The 14,845-nt window shown below is 72.9% G+C and carries 13 protein-coding genes; 6 read left to right on the forward strand and 7 right to left on the reverse strand.

Features of this window, described 5'->3' with window-relative positions; translation table 11 throughout:
* From ATJ88_RS15140 to ATJ88_RS15160, 5 genes are all read right to left on the reverse strand, one after another.
* Positions 1 to 753: a class I SAM-dependent methyltransferase gene (locus tag ATJ88_RS15140; RefSeq protein ID WP_098464543.1), complete on the reverse strand. Its 753-nt coding sequence runs from the start codon at positions 751 to 753 to the stop codon at positions 1 to 3.
* Positions 732 to 2,471, reverse strand: a complete 1,740-nt coding sequence (locus ATJ88_RS18855) for a methyltransferase domain-containing protein (RefSeq protein WP_098464544.1) — start codon at positions 2,469 to 2,471, stop codon at positions 732 to 734. The genes ATJ88_RS15140 and ATJ88_RS18855 overlap by 22 nt, the downstream gene beginning before the upstream one ends.
* A 73-nt stretch (positions 2,472 to 2,544) precedes the next feature.
* A complete protein-coding gene (locus ATJ88_RS15150; protein WP_098464545.1) occupies positions 2,545 to 3,723 on the reverse strand; it encodes a glycosyltransferase in 1,179 nt (392 codons plus the stop codon).
* A complete protein-coding gene (locus ATJ88_RS15155; protein ID WP_098464546.1) occupies positions 3,720 to 4,667 on the reverse strand; it encodes a glycosyltransferase family 2 protein in 948 nt (315 codons plus the stop codon). Before ATJ88_RS15155 ends, ATJ88_RS15150 begins: the two co-directional genes overlap by 4 nt.
* A 123-nt stretch (positions 4,668 to 4,790) precedes the next feature.
* Positions 4,791 to 6,425, reverse strand: coding sequence for a DUF2142 domain-containing protein (locus ATJ88_RS15160; protein ID WP_098464547.1), 1,635 nt, complete (start codon positions 6,423 to 6,425; stop codon positions 4,791 to 4,793).
* A 98-nt stretch (positions 6,426 to 6,523) separates the two neighbouring features.
* On the opposite strand from ATJ88_RS15160, the gene rfbA reads away from it, so the two are divergent.
* Entirely contained in the window at positions 6,524 to 7,387 is an 864-nt protein-coding gene (gene rfbA / locus ATJ88_RS15165) for a glucose-1-phosphate thymidylyltransferase RfbA (protein WP_098464548.1), read from the forward strand.
* A 19-nt stretch (positions 7,388 to 7,406) separates the two neighbouring features.
* Here rfbA and rfbD read toward each other — a convergent pair whose 3' ends face one another.
* On the reverse strand, positions 7,407 to 8,273 hold the full coding sequence (gene rfbD, locus ATJ88_RS15170) for a dTDP-4-dehydrorhamnose reductase (RefSeq protein WP_281255257.1): 867 nt from the start codon (positions 8,271 to 8,273) through the stop codon (positions 7,407 to 7,409).
* A 57-nt stretch (positions 8,274 to 8,330) separates the two neighbouring features.
* Here rfbD and ATJ88_RS15175 point away from each other — a divergent pair, with 57 nt between their 5' ends.
* Positions 8,331 to 8,948 (forward strand): dTDP-4-dehydrorhamnose 3,5-epimerase family protein, encoded by a 618-nt coding sequence (locus tag ATJ88_RS15175; protein ID WP_098464549.1) that lies wholly within the window; start codon positions 8,331 to 8,333, stop codon positions 8,946 to 8,948.
* 75 nt (positions 8,949 to 9,023) lie between these two features.
* Here the strand turns inward: ATJ88_RS15175 and rfbB are convergent, their stop codons facing one another.
* Positions 9,024 to 10,019, reverse strand: coding sequence for a dTDP-glucose 4,6-dehydratase (rfbB, locus tag ATJ88_RS15180; protein ID WP_098464550.1), 996 nt, complete (start codon positions 10,017 to 10,019; stop codon positions 9,024 to 9,026).
* A gap of 122 nt (positions 10,020 to 10,141) precedes the next feature.
* On the opposite strand from rfbB, the gene ATJ88_RS15185 reads away from it, so the two are divergent.
* Genes ATJ88_RS15185 through ATJ88_RS15200 form a run of 4 tightly spaced genes read left to right on the forward strand, consistent with a single transcriptional unit; the run spans position 10,142 to position 14,829 of the window.
* On the forward strand, positions 10,142 to 11,083 hold the full coding sequence (locus tag ATJ88_RS15185) for an ABC transporter permease (protein ID WP_098465396.1): 942 nt from the start codon (positions 10,142 to 10,144) through the stop codon (positions 11,081 to 11,083).
* Entirely contained in the window at positions 11,070 to 12,020 is a 951-nt protein-coding gene (locus ATJ88_RS15190) for an ABC transporter ATP-binding protein (protein WP_098464551.1), read from the forward strand. The genes ATJ88_RS15185 and ATJ88_RS15190 overlap by 14 nt, the downstream gene beginning before the upstream one ends.
* Before the next feature lie 29 nt (positions 12,021 to 12,049).
* Positions 12,050 to 13,192, forward strand: coding sequence for a non-hydrolyzing UDP-N-acetylglucosamine 2-epimerase (gene wecB, locus ATJ88_RS15195; protein WP_098464552.1), 1,143 nt, complete (start codon positions 12,050 to 12,052; stop codon positions 13,190 to 13,192).
* Entirely contained in the window at positions 13,189 to 14,829 is a 1,641-nt protein-coding gene (locus ATJ88_RS15200; RefSeq protein ID WP_098464553.1) for a DUF6270 domain-containing protein, read from the forward strand. Before wecB ends, ATJ88_RS15200 begins: the two co-directional genes overlap by 4 nt.
* The last annotated feature ends 16 nt before the right edge of the window (positions 14,830 to 14,845 follow it).

Below are 14,845 nucleotides of genomic sequence, written 5' to 3' on the forward strand. Positions count from 1 at the left end.
TCAAGCCAGCCCCATGGCCCCCGGGACACGTCCCCACGCCACCAGGGCCGGGCCGGAGCGCGGCAGCGCCCGCTGGACGACCCGGAACGGCCACGTCCCCGCCGCCACGCCCGCCCCCTGCACCGCCGACGACGGCTGGAACAGCCGCCCCGACCGGGCGGTGCGCTCCGCGGTCGTCGTGCCGTCGGCCGCCAGGCGCCGCTGCGCGACCCGGTTGCGGGCCGCCTCCAGCACGAACCCGAGCGGCGCGCCGTAGAGCCGCCCGCCGACGTCGGTCAGGCCGGCGCCCGCGAGCAGGGCCCGCATCTGGGGCGGGTCGTAGCGCCGGTGGTGCCCGACGGCCGCGTCCATGGGCCCGAACCGCCGCTGCCAGGCGGGCGTCGACACGAGCACGAGGCCACCGGGGCGCAGCAGGCCGAGCCAGGAGGCCAGCGCGCCCGCGTCGTCCTCCAGGTGCTCCAGCACCTCGAACGCGCACAGCACGTCGTAGCCGCCGTCCAGCCCCGCGGTCTCGACCGAGCCGTGCACCACCGTGCCGGGCAGGCCCGCCGCGGTCAGCCGGGCCGCGGCCACCGCGGCGCTGTCCCCGTCGAGCTCGACACCCGTCCAGTCGTGGCCCGCGGCGGCGAGCCGCACCCCGACGGCACCCTGGCCGCACCCCACCTCCAGCACGCGGGACGCGGGCGGCACCAGCCGCCGGGTGACGTCCCAGCGCAGCGCGCCGAACGGGGTCAGGGGTGGGAGCGTCGCCATCGTGAGCCTCCAACGGGGTCGGTGGTACGGACGGTGGAGCGGTCGGTGGGGGCGTGCGCGACGGCGACGAGCCCGGTGCCGTGCCGGGGCAGGGCCCGCTGCCACAGCCGGAACGGGGCGACGCCGACGGCGATGAGGGTCCCGACGGTGCGGGACGACGGCTGGAGACGGCGCCCGCTGCCGGCGGTCTGCCGGGCGAGCTCGGCGCCGTCGGCCGACGGCCCGGGCCGGTGGGCCGTGGCGGCCCGCTCGCGGCGGCGCGCCAGCGGGTTGCGCACCGCCTCCAGCAGGTAGCCGAGAGGGGCGTCGTAGCAGCGCACGTCGACGTCCACGAGCCCCGCGGCACGCAGCCGCGCGGCGAGGTCGGCGGGGTCGTAGCGGCGGTAGTGGCCGGCGAGCACGTCCCACGGGCCGAACCGGTCCGGCCACGCCGGGGTGGACAGCAGCAGCATCCCGCCCGGGCGGAGCCGGCCCGCCCACGCCGCGAGCGCGGCGGCGTCGTCGTCGACGTGCTCGATGACCTCGAACGCGCAGACCACGTCGAACCGCTCGGCGGCGTCGAGCACCGACTCGTCGCCGTGCAGCACGCGGGCGTCCGGCGCCACGCCGGTGATCCGTCCGGTCGCGACGCGCCACGACGTCTCGTCGGTCTCGACCGCCGTGTAGTCGTGCCGCGCCGCGATGCGCATGCCCACGGCGCCCTGCCCGCTCCCGATCTCCAGGACGGTGGAGGGGCGACGCGGCAGGGCGCGCCGCACGACGTCCCAGCGCAGCCAGGCGTGCGGCGCGAGCGGGGCGAAGCCGCGGGCCCGGTGGCGGAACGCCGCGCCGACCCCCGCGTAGAGCAGGTCGGCGAGGGTGACCAGGACCCGGCTGACCAGCACGACGAGCAGGACCTCGGCGTCGGGCAGGAGCCCCGCGAGGACGGCCAGCAGCACGATCTCGCGTGCCCCCGCGCCCGCGGGCACGACGACGACCAGGAACCCGACCGTCCAGGCCAGCGCGTACCCGCCGACGGTGAGCGCGAGGTTCGCGGCGTCCGCGGGCATGCCGAGCCCGGTGGCGAGCAGCCACACCTGCGCGCCCGCGCACACCCAGCCCGCGACCGCCCAGCCGGCGGCGGCCGCGAGGCCGCGCCAGGACAGGGGCGTGAGCGGGGAGCGTCGGGCGAGCCGGAACGCGAGGGCCAGCAGCCGGTTGAGGACGGGCGGCAGGAGGAGCACGGCGACGCACGGCAGGAGCCACAGCGCCCACGCCCAGGACCCGAGGGCGTCGGCGGCGAGGAACGGCAGCGCGAGCACGCCGGTGACGGCGCCGGACACGACGCCGATCCCCGTGGCCACGGCCGTGGCGGTCATGGTGCGGGCGCGGGGGACGCCGTGGTCGGCACCGACCTCGGCCGCCGCGACGACGTTCCACACCCCGCCGGGCACGAACTTGCCGAGCTGGCTGATGCCGAAGATCGAGACGGCGGCCCGTCCCCCGACGGGCGAGCCGAGGTCGGCCAGGACCGCGCGCCACGACAGCAGCGTGCTGCCGACGAACAGCAGGGAGAGGGCGAGCGCGGCGGCGAGCCGCGGCACGGGCAGCGCGGCGACGGCGTCCGCGAGGTCGTCGCGGACCGCCCAGACGGCGTAGGCCGCCAGGCCGACGGCGAGCAGGAGGAACGCCCAGCGCACCAACGGCGAGCGCAGCAGCGCGAGCAGGCGGGCGGTCACCGGGCACCTCCCACGGGGCGGCGCGGCGTCCGACCGGTGCCCGCGCGGGCCACCGTGCCGCGGCGCGCCGCGCTCACGGGCGGATCCCCCGGGCGTCGAGGGCGGCCACCAGCGGCGCGACGACGGCCTCCGATGTGACGAGGTGCGCGGCGCCCCGGGCCCGCTCGCGGGCGGCGGCCAGCACGGTGGGGTCGGTGAGGTCGAGGAGCCGGTCGGCGAGCGCGGCCGGGTCGGCCGGGGGCACGAGCTCGACGTGCCCGGCGAGCAGCCGTCGCTGCGGCGGGGTGTCGGACGTGACGACGACGCAGCCCGCGGCGAGCCCCTGGAACACCTTGTTGGGGACGACCCGCAGCCCCTTGGGGGTGGCGGAGAAGATGCCGAGGCAGACGTCGGCGCGCGCCACGAGCGCGGGCAGGTCGGCGGGCTCGACCCAGTCGACCCAGGTCACGCCGTCGGTGCCCGCGAGGGCGGCGCGGGCGGCGGCGTGGTCCTGGCCGGAGCCGATCATCGTCGCGGTGACGGGCGTGCCCGTGGCGGCCGCGCGGGGCAGGGCGTCGGCGAGCGCCCGGGCGACGACCTCCGCCCCCTGCAACGGGGTGAACAGGCCGAAGAACACGACGTGCAGCGGCCGGGCGGCGGCGCCTCCGTCCGACCCGACGAACCAGGCGTCGGGCGCCCCGACCGGGACGACGACGACCTCGCGGCCCGTCGAGCGTCTCTGAAGGTCCGTCATCGGGCCGCCAGGACGGACTTTCAGAGACGCTCGACGGTCGAGGGCCGCGGCCATCCCCGCGTGCTCGTCGGTGTCGACCAGGACGACGTCGGCGCAGGCGAGGGCGAGCCGGTCGAGCCCGCGCAGGAGGCGGACGCGCAGGCCGCGGGCGCCGCGGTCGAGGGCCGTGTCGGCGGCGAACACGAGGTGGTCGAGCACGACCGGCGTGCGGGGGTGCAGCAGCCGCGCGAGGACGACGTCGAAGTGGCCGAGGTAGCCGACGAGCACCGCGCCGGGGGCGCCGTGGGCACGGCGGTGGGCGAGGTCGTCGCGCACGAGCAGCGCCCAGCACGCCATCAGGCGCAGCGCGAGCAGCGGCAGCCGCCACGGCTGGCGCAGCATGCGGACCCGGGCGGCGGTGCTGAACCCGAGCGGGTGGTTCACCTCGGTCACGGTCCACCCCCGGGCGCGCAGCCCGGCGACGAGGATGCCGGCGCGCGGGTGGCGGGCGGCGTCGTAGGTGCCGAGGGCGAGGATCACGCGTCCCGCCCGTACTCGATCCGCTTGAGGCGTTCGAGGGAGTCCTCGATGAGGGTGCGGTTGGTGCGCTGGAGGTCGGCGATGACGAGCAGCGCGAGACACAGCAGCGCACCGACGAGCATCGCGGCGGCGAACACGAGGGACTGCACGTGCCCGTCACCCTCCCCCTGCGCGAAGTAGACGAGGAACCGCACGGCGGGGATCGCCCCGGCGACGAAGAACACGCCGGCCAGCGTGAGGAACACCAGGTGGGGGCGGAACATGATGAAGCTGCGCACGATCGCCCGGCCGGAGCGGCCCATGTGCTGCCAGATGTTCGAGAAGAGCCGGGACTCGCGTGTCTTGGCGTTGGTGGTGACGGGGACGGACGCGATCCGCAGGTGCTTGTTGCCCGCCTGGATGATCGTCTCCATCGTGTAGCTGAACTGCGTGACGACGTTGAGGCGCAGCAGCGACGCGCGGGAGTAGGCGCGGAAGCCGCTGGCGGCGTCGGGCAGGTCGGCGTGCGCGGCGGCGGACACGACACGGCTGCCGAACCGCTGCATGCGCTTCTTGAACCCGCTGAAGTGCTCGATGGTGGCGGTCTGGCGGTCCCCCACGACGATGTCGGCCTCGCCGGCCACGATCGGGGCGACGAGCTCCGGGATCATCTCGGAGGGGTACTGGTTGTCGCCGTCGGTGTTCACGACGACGTCCGCCCCGTGCGCCAGGGCGTGGTCGACGCCGTCGCGGAACGACCGGGCGAGGCCCATGGTGCGGGTGTGCCGCAGGACGTGGTGGACACCGAGGTCGCGTGCGACGTCGGCGGTGCCGTCGGTGGAGCCGTCGTCGACGACGAGGATCTCGACGACGTCGAACCCGGGGACCTCCCGCGGGATCGTGGCGAGGACGAGCGGCAGCGTCGTGGCCTCGTCGAGGCACGGGATCTGGACGACGAGCTTCATCGAGCCCTCTCCGGTTCGGCGGCGTCGCGGGAGGTCGGCGCGGGGCCGACCGCGGCGAGTCTAGCGACGCGGGTGGGTGGGCGGTCGGACGTACCGGGGGCGGTGCGCCGCGCCGGGCGGTGGTCAGACGCCGGCACGGACGGGCAGGTCCGGGGCGGTCCGGCGGGGCGGCGGGGGTGTCGCGGCGCGGGGCCACACCGCGGAGGCGACGACCGCGGCGACCAGGCCGATCCCGACGACGACCAGGACGGCGGTGAGCGCGCCCGTACCGAGCGGGCTCCATGCGACCCAGCGGTGCCACGCGTCGGCGACGGTGTCCCCCGGGCCGCGGTACATGGCGCCGAAGGCCCAGACGAGACCGGCGGCCCCCGCGACGACGGCGAGGACGGTCGCCACGGGCACGGCGCGGGCGAGGCGGCGCTCCCGGTGGCGCAGCACCTGCCACACGGCGATCCCGACGAGGGTGGCCAGCGCCGCGAGCCCGCCGTACACGTACCGGCCCTGGAGGGCGACGAGGACGCCGGTCTGCGACCAGTGCTGGATCGCGTTGAGCACGACGCCGCCGAACAGACCCGCCGGCAGCAGCGCCAGGGCGACGGCGCCGCGGCGGGCACCGGGCAGGGTGACGGCGACCAGCCCGGCGACGAGCAGCACGGTCGAGCCGACGACGACGAACGTGCCCGGCAGGCGCACCTCGAGCCAGGACAGGTTGCCGAAGAACGCCTGCGCGGTGCGGCCGATCGCGTCGGACAGCACCTCGTCGGCGGGGACGTGCGTCATGCCGGTGTAGTCGCGGGGCAGGCCCACGGGCTGCACGGCGCCGTCGACGACCCAGTTGCGCGCCCACCACCAGCCGCCGACGACGAACGCGACGGCGAGCGCGGCGAGGCCGCGCAGCGTGCGGACGCCCGGGGCGGGGCCGGCGCGCGGCGTGCTGCGGGGCCCGGGGGCGAGCAGGTAGGCGGCCACCACGGTGGGGATCGCGAACGCGAGCATCACCTTGGTGAGCAGCCCGACGCCGAGCACGAGCCCGATCCCGACGGCGGTGCGCCACCGCAGGTCGCCCGTGACGACGCGGGCCGCGAGGTAGGTGACACCGGCGCCGGCGAGCACGACCAGCGCGTCGTTGTTCGCGGCGCCGAGGATGTGGCCCACCTGCGGCACGAGCATCGGCAGGGGCGCGACGAGCAGCGCCACGGACCGGGAGCCGGTGAGAAGGCGGGCGGTGGCGGCGGCGAGCGGGACGGTCGCGGCGAACAGCAGGGCGTCGAGCAGGCGCAGCACGAGCAGCGCCTGGTCCCAGCGGGCGTCCGCGGTGCCGGTGAGGTGCAGGGCGGCCGCGCCGAGCGCGTACCAGGCGGGCGGGTGCTGCGTCATCTGGTCGACGTCGGCGCTCGTCCCGGGGGCCGGCAGCGCGTTCCCGGCGTCGATCCGGGTCCGGTCGTCGTCGGGCACGGGCGTGACGTCGACGAACTGCGTCTGGTCGGGCCGGTGCTGCCAGCGGCCCGGCAGGTCCGCCGGGTAGGCGGCCTCGGCGACGGCCTGCACCGTCACGGGCGCGAAGTGCGCCTCGCCGGGGGCGGGCCAGCCGCCGCCGTAGGCGAGGCGGACCACGGAGTTGAGGTGGTTCTGCTCGTCCGGCGAGCGCAGCACGGGCGTGAGCACGGCCCAGGCCGTGGTCCACAGGGCCACGGCGAGGGTGACCAGGGCGAGGGTGCGGCGATAGGCACGCTCGCACGGCGGCGTGTCACGCGTCACCAGGGCATTGTGACAAACGATCCCGCCCGGCGGGTGAATCTCGGCCGAACATCCGCCCGTCCGCCCCGGCGCGACCCGTTCGTGCCATTCTCGGGACCATGCGCGGCATCATCCTGGCCGGCGGTTCCGGCACCCGGTTGCACCCGATCACTCTCGGCGTGAGCAAGCAGCTCGTGCCCGTCTACGACAAGCCGATGATCTACTACCCGCTGTCGACGCTGATGCTCGCCGGGATCCGGGACGTGCTGGTCATCACGACGCCGCACGACGCCGACCAGTTCCGCCGCCTGCTGGGCGACGGCTCCCAGTTCGGCATCTCGATCCGGTACACGGTGCAGGCCGTGCCGAACGGGCTCGCGCAGGCGTTCGTGCTCGGCGAGGAGTTCCTCGACGGGGACGCGGCCGCGCTCGTCCTGGGCGACAACATCTTCTACGGGCAGGGTCTCGGCGACCAGCTCCAGCGGTACACCCAGGTCGACGGCGGGTCGATCTTCGCCTACCGGGTGGCCGACCCGACGGCGTACGGCGTCGTCGAGTTCGACGCCGACGGCCGCGCGCTGTCCCTGGAGGAGAAGCCGGAGCGGCCGCGGTCCCGCTACGCGGTGCCCGGGCTGTACTTCTACGACGCGGACGTCGTGGAGATCGCGAAGGGGCTCGCACCGTCGGCCCGCGGCGAGTACGAGATCACCGACGTCAACCGCGCCTACCTCGACCAGGGTCGCCTGCACGTGGAGGTGCTGCCGCGCGGCACCGCCTGGCTGGACACCGGCACGTTCGACTCCCTCATCGACGCGGGCGACTTCGTCCGCACGGTCGAGCTGCGCCAGGGGCTCAAGGTGGGCGCCCCCGAGGAGGTGGCGTGGCGCCGCGGGTTCCTCACCGACGACGAGCTGCGGGTGCGGGCCGAGAAGCTCGTGAAGTCCGGGTACGGCCGCTACCTGCTGGGCCTGCTGGACGACTGACCCGCCCGTCCCGCACGCGTCAGGCCAGGACCTCGGCCGCGGCGGCGTCCCACCGCCGGGCCCAGTCCCCGATCGGTGCCACGCCCGCGGCGTGCAGGGCGTCGTGCCCGAGGACGGAGTACGCGGGGCGCGGGGCAGGGCGGGGGAACCGGTCGCTCGTCGTCGGCTCGACCGTGGTGGCGAGGCCCGCGCTCGCGAGGACCCGCCGCGTGAACCCGTACCATGACGTCTGCCCCGACGACGTGCCGTGGTACGTGCCCGCCGGTGCGGCGGCGGCGACGAGCCGGACGACGAGGTCGGCGAGGTCGCGGGTCCAGGTGGGCTGGCCGACCTGGTCGTCGACGACGGTGAGCAGGTCCCGGTCGGCGGCGAGCCGCGCCATCGTCTTCGGGAAGCAGCCGCCGTGGGCGCCGTAGAGCCACGCGGTCCGCACGACCAGGTGGTCCGGGGCCTCGGCGCGCGCCGCCCACTCGCCGGCCGCCTTCGTCCGCCCGTAGGCCGAGCGCGGCGCGACCGGGGCGTCCTCGGCGTAGGGCGTCGAGGCGGTGCCGTCGAACACGTAGTCCGTGGAGACGTGCACGAACCGCGCGCCGGTGGCGTGCGCGGCCCGCGCGAGGTGCGCGACCGCGGTCGCGTTGACGGCGAACGCCTCGGCCTCGCGGGTCTCCGCGTCGTCGACGGCGGTCCACGCGGTCGCGTTGACGACCACGTCGTACCCGGCCACGACCCGCGCGACGGCGTCGGGGTCGGTGACGTCGAGGTCGGCGCGCCGCAGCCCGGTCGCCGCCACGCCGGCCTCGGCGAGGCGCGCCACGAGGTCCGTACCGAGCATGCCGCCCGCGCCGACCACGGCCCAGCGGGCGAACTGCGGGTTATCGTCCGTCACGGGGCGATCGTAGGGCGCTACGGTGCTCCTGGCCCACCCGTCGACCTGGGAGTCCCCGTGCAGATCCGCGAGCTGTCCGTGCCCGGCGCCTACGAGTTCACCCCCCGCCAGCACGGCGACCCGCGCGGGGTGTTCCTCGAATGGTTCAAGGCGGATCCGTTCGCCGAGGCCGTCGGGCACCCCCTGGACCTGCGGCAGGCCAACTGCTCGGTGTCCGCGGCGGGCGTGCTGCGCGGCGTCCACTTCGCGGACGTCCCGCCCGGCCAGGCCAAGTACGTCACCTGCACGAAGGGCGCCGTGCTCGACGTGGTCGTCGACGTGCGCGTCGGCTCCCCGACGTTCGGGCGGTGGGACGCCGTGCTGCTCGACGACGTCGACCGCCGCGCGATCTACCTCGGGGAGGGGCTCGGGCACTCGTTCCTGTCGCTCGAGGACGACTCGACGGTCCTCTACCTGTGCTCCACCGGCTACAACCCGGGCGGCGAGCACGGCGTCCACCCGCTCGACCCCGCGATCGGGATCGACTGGCCGACGACCGCGCGCGACGGGTCGCCGCTCACCCCGCAGCTGTCCGACAAGGACGCGGCGGCCCCCACCCTGGCCGAGGCGGAGCGGCAGGGGCTCCTGCCGACGCACGCAGCCGTCGAGGCGTACCTGGCGTCGCTGCGCGGCTGACGCCCCCCGGACGGCCCAGGGCCGCCGCTCCCCGCGGGGAACGGCGGCCCTGGGTCGGTTGCTCACCGTGACGGCTCACTGACCGGTTGCGGCGTACCTCGCCTCGACGGCGGCCTTGTGCGGACGCCACCACGCCTCGTTGTCGCGGTACCACCGCACCGTCGCCTCCAGGCCCGCCCGGAAGTCCGTGTAGCGGGGTGTCCAGCCGAGCTCGTCGCGCACCTTGCTCGCGTCGATGGCGTAGCGCAGGTCGTGGCCCGGCCGGTCCGCGACGTGATCGAAGTCGTCGGCGTCGAGGTCGAAGATCTCCAGCAGCGCGCGGACGACGTCGAGGTTGCTCGTCTCGCCGTCGGCGCCGATCAGGTAGGTCTCCCCGGGACGCCCCTTGTCGAGGATCGTCCACACCGCGGCGTTGTGGTCCTCGACGTGGATCCAGTCGCGCACGTTGAGACCCGCGCCGTAGAGGCGCGGCCGGACGCCGTCGATCAGGTTCGTCACCTGGCGGGGGATGAACTTCTCGACGTGCTGGTACGGCCCGTAGTTGTTCGAGCAGTTCGAGATGGTCGCCTCGATGCCGAAGGACCGTGCCCACGCGCGCACCAGCAGGTCCGAGCCGGCCTTCGTCGACGAGTACGGGCTGGACGGGTTGTACGGCGTCTCCGGGGTGAACTTCGCCGGGTCGTCGAGCTCGAGGTCGCCGTACACCTCGTCGGTCGAGATGTGGTGGAACCGCACGCGGTGCCGGCGCACCGCCTCCAGCAGGGTGAACGTCCCCACCAGGTTGGTCCGCACGAACGGGGACGGGTCGTCCAGCGAGTTGTCGTTGTGCGACTCCGCGGCGAAGTGCACCACCACGTCGCACTCCCCCACCAGGGCGTCCACGAGGTCCGCGTCGTCGATCGACCCCTCGACGAACCGGATCGAGTCCGCGACGTCGTCGAGGGACGTCCGGTCGCCCGCGTACGTCAGGGCGTCCAGCACCGTGACCGCGACGTCCGGGCGCTCCCGCACCGTCTGGTGGGTGAAGTTCGCCCCGATGAAGCCGGCCCCGCCGGTGACGAGCAGTCGCACGCTGACTCCTTGGAAGACCAGGATCTCCGGACGCGCGCCAGCATCTCACATGCGCCGTTCTCACCCGGCTTCGGAGGCGCACCCGTCCCCGGGTGAATCGGGGACAAACTAAGATGCCGACGATGAAGGCCCAAGCCTCCGCGCCGTCGGACGCCTCTGCCACAACCCGGGCAGAGGCGTCCGACCTGTACGCGGAGGTCTTTCGTAAGCAGGCCACGTCCGTCGAGATCGTGTCGGCGGGGCGGCTCTCCCTCGTCGGAGCGCGTCCTGCCATCCCCGTTTACCTGAAGCAGTTGTGGCGGCGTCGCTACTTCCTCTGGGCCGAGGCACGGGCCAAGGTCACCAGCGGGACCCGCGAGACTCTTCTCGGACAGGCATGGCTCGTCGTCAACCCCGTGCTGAACGGGTTGGCTTACTACCTCATCTTCGGACTCGTCCTCGGCGCTCGTGACGGCATCCCCAACTTCCTCGGCTATCTCATCATCGGGGTGTTCCTCTTCCAGTTCACCACGCAGTGCGCGACCGGCGGCGCAAAATCCATCTCCAGCGGCCGCAACCTCATCCGGGCATTTACCTTTCCCCGTGCGTCGCTGCCGATCTCCGTCGTACTTCGCGGGCTCCTCAACCTCGCGCCGACGCTCGCCGCCATGTTCGCCCTGCTCCTCGCGCTCCCCGAAGACGAGAACTGGACACTTGCGGCGCTGCTCTTTCCCGCCGTGATCGTCCTCCAGGTCGTCTTCAGTACCGGGCTGGCACTGCTCCTCGCGCGGATCGCCTCAGCGCTGCCCGATCTCAACCAGCTCATCGGCGTCCTCATGCGGTTCTGGCTCTACGGGTCTGCCGTGTTCTTCTCCATCGAGAAGTTCACGGCCTACCCCTGGATCGTCGGGATCATGGAGGCCAATCCCATGTACATGGTGCTCGACGCGGCTCGCGACACCCTGCTCTACGGTGTCTACCCCGCACTAAGCACCTGGCTCGGGCTCGGCGCCTGGTCGATCGGAATGCTCGTCGTCGGCTTCGCCGTGTTCTGGCGGGCGGAGGAGACGTATGGTCGCGTCTGAACCCGTCGTCCTGGATCCCTTCGCGCAGGCCACCGTGGCCGTCGAGAACGTCCACGTCCGCTACAAGGTCCCGTCGACCGACGCCGCCGAACGCAAGCGCCGCAGCAACCCGCTCGCCCGCGCCGCGCGCACCGTGTTCGGCAACGACCCCAAGGTCGTCGTCCGCGCCCTCTCCGGTATCTCCTTCGTCGCCCGGTCCGGCGAGCAGATCGGCCTCGTCGGGCAGAACGGCTCCGGCAAGAGCACCCTGCTGCGCATCATCGCGGGCCTCGAGAACCCTGCCAAGGGCCGCGTCCTCGCCGAAAGCACCCCCGTCCTCATCGGCGTCAACGCCGCCCTGGTCCCTGACCTCTCGGGCGAGCAGAACATCCGGCTGGGCTGCCTCGCCATGGGACTGAACCCCGAACAGGCCGAGGCCGCCGTGCCCGAGGTCAAGGAGCTCGCAGGACTGGGGAAGTCCATCTACCTGCCGATGAAGACCTATTCCTCCGGCATGGGTGCGAGGCTCCGCTTCGCGATCGCGACCGCGTCCAACCCGCACATCCTGCTCATCGACGAAGCTCTCGCCACCGGCGACGCCGCCTTCAAGGAACGTAGCGAAGCCCGCATGCAGGGACTTCGCCGGAGCGCCGGCACCGTTTTCCTCGTCTCACACGCCGCCCAGACCATCGAGGAGACCTGCACCCGAGCCATCTGGCTCAACCACGGCCGTCTCGTCCTCGACGGACCCGCCGAGGACGTCGCACTTCGCTATCGCAAGTGGGCGTGGGCCGTGGCCAAAGACAAGCCCGACGAGGCCCGCGCCATCATCGAACGCGCCTTCTCTGAACGTGAACAGACCCACGTCCAGGTCGAAGACCCCGTCCGCCCCCGTCTGTACACTGCCCGACACGTGCGGCCGTCGATGGCCGCACGGCGCAACCAGAAGAGCGAGTAGAACACGTGGTAAGCACGCGCCCCCGCATCATGACCGTCTACGGGACCCGCCCCGAGGCGATCAAGGTGGCACCGGTCATCAAGGCCCTCGAGGTGAGCGACCGCCTCGACTCCGTCACCGTCGTCACCGGCCAGCACCGCGAGATGCTCGACCAGGTGAACGAGATCTTCGGGATCGTTCCCGACCACGACCTCGACATCTTCCAGCACGGGTCGTCGCTGTCGACGATCGTCGCTCGAGTCTTGGAGCGCCTCGACCCCGTACTCGAGGCAGAGAAGCCCGCCGCGGTCGTCGTACAGGGCGACACGTCCACCTCGACTGCGGCAGCCCTTGCCGCCTTCCACCGCGGCATCCCCGTGGTGCACGTCGAGGCGGGCCTACGTTCCGGCGATATCCTCTCCCCCTTCCCGGAGGAGGCGAACCGCAAGATCACGTCGCAGATCGCCGCGATCCATCTCGCCCCGACCTCCACGAGCAAAGCCAACCTCCTTCGTGAGTCCGTCTCGCCGGACGACATCGTCGTCACCGGCAACACCGTCATCGACGCGCTGCTCATGACCGTGGAGAAGAAGGCCCTGTTCACCGACCCCCGGCTCGAGGACCTCGCCGACTCCGGACGCCGCATCCTCCTCGTCACCACCCACCGCCGCGAGAACTGGGGCGGCGCCATGGAAAGCGTCGGCCGGGCCCTCGCCCGCCTCGCGCGCACGTTCCCCGACATAGAGATCGTGCTGCCCGCGCACCGCAACCCCGTCGTCCGCGAAGCCGTGCTCCCCCACCTCGACGGCCTCGACAACGTCACGGTCACCGAGCCCCTCGCGTACGGCGAGTTCACCCGCATGCTCGCCCTCGCGACCGTCGTCCTCACCGACTCCGGAGGCGTCCAGGAAGAAGCCCCCAGCCTCGGCAAGCCGGTGCTCGTCATGCGCGAGAACACCGAGCGCCCCGAAGCCGTCCACGCCGGCACCGTCAAGCTCATCGGCACCAACGAGGACCGAATCGTCGGCGAGGTCACCACCCTCCTCACGGACCAGGGCGCCTACGAGACCATGGCCCGGGCGACCAACCCCTACGGCGACGGCCTCGCCGCCGAGCGCTCCGTCCGTGCCATCGGGCACCTGCTCAGCGTCGACACCCTCGTCGCCGACTGGGACGCGGTGCCCGTCCGATGACGAAGCACCGCGTCTTCATCTACGGCTCCTGCGTGTCGCGCGACACGTTCGAGCACTTCGAGCCCAGCCAGTTCGAGCTCGTGCAGTACGTGGCACGCCAGTCCGCGATCAGCGCGTACACGCGCCCTGTCACCCTCGTCGAGCCCCCGGCCCTCAACTCCTCGTTCCAGCAGCGCATGGTCACCGGGGACTACGACTCCAGTCTGCGCACACTCATCCCCGAGTCCGCAGCTCAGACCGACCTCGTCCTCGTCGACCTCACCGACGAACGCCTCGGCGTCTACGTCCTGCCCGACGGGTCCGTCGTCACCCGGTCGAACGAGCTGGTCGGCTCAGGCGCGGAGCAGTACCTGCCCGCAGGCTCGCAGCACCTGCCCTTCGGCAGCGAGCAGCATTTCCAGTACTGGTCTCACGGCATCGCCGCCGTCGGCGACCTCCTCCGCCAGCACATGCCGCGAGCCGCGATCGTCCTGCTCGACGTCCCCTGGGCGGAGCGGTCCGAGAACGGCGCTCCCACCCCCGAAAGCTTCGGGATCAGCGCGGCCGAGGCCAACCCGGTGTTCGACGCCTACGTCGACGTCGCCGCCCAAGCCCTCCAGGCCGAGGTCATCTCGCTTCGACCGGACGAAGTCCTGTCGGGTCCCGACCACCCCTGGGGGGACGCACCCTTCCACTACGCGGGCAGCGTCTATCGCAAGCTGGTCACCACGATCACCGGCGGCGAGGGTCGCGATCCATGGAGCCAGCAGGAGGAGGCCGTATCCCAGGTCACCCCGACGGCACGAGGGCCTCGCTCCTCGGGGACTCGTGCCGCCTCGGGCTCACTGACAGGTCCCCCCACGGACACGGGCGCTCCTAACCTCATCCTCGCGGGCACACAGCGTGGCGGAGCGGAGTGGCTCAGCAGACAGCTCGGGAAGCTCTCCGAAGTCTTCGTCGCTCCGGACGGCGCTGCCAACTTCTACAACCGGCCGGATCGCCTGGGCGATGAAGGTTCCCGTGGGAAGCACCAGGAGTTCTTCGCGGGCCGGGGCGAGACCTGGCGAGCGGAATGTTCGCCCAACTACTTCTGGCACGCGACCGACGGACCCTTCTCGAAGAAGTCCTCGAGCGCCGCCTCCGCAATCAGGGAGCACGGCGACCCTTCAGCGCAGATCCTCTTGTCACTGCGCAACCCCGTCGAACGAGCCCTCTCCGCCTATTGGGTTCATTTCTCGGCCGGCAAGTTCGACCTCCCGACCAGCATCTTCCGCCTCCCCTCCAATCTCGGCGTGATCGACCTCGGCTTCTACCGCAAGCACTACACGCACTGGTCTGACCACCTCGGCCCAGACCGTCTCCACGTCGTCCTGCACGACGAGATGGCAGACCCGGCCGCACTCCTCGCAAGGGTGCGCCGGGACATTCTCGGCATCACGCGAGACGTCGAAGCGACGGAGCTCGGCGACCTCTCGGTACCGGACGAGCACGCCGCGTGGCTGACGTTGTTCAAGAAGCGCTGGCCCGTCCCTGCCGCTGAAGTCGCCGCACTGCACGCGCTCTATCGGGATGACATCGCCTTCGTCGAGGATCTGATGGGCTGCTCCCTCCCCGAGTGGTCGGACCTCGACCTCGTACTCGAGCGCCTGGGGGTCTGACGGCGCACGCTGCGTC

This window comes from Isoptericola jiangsuensis, assembly GCF_002563715.1.
GTDB classification, from domain to species: Bacteria; Actinomycetota; Actinomycetes; order Actinomycetales; family Cellulomonadaceae; genus Isoptericola; species Isoptericola jiangsuensis.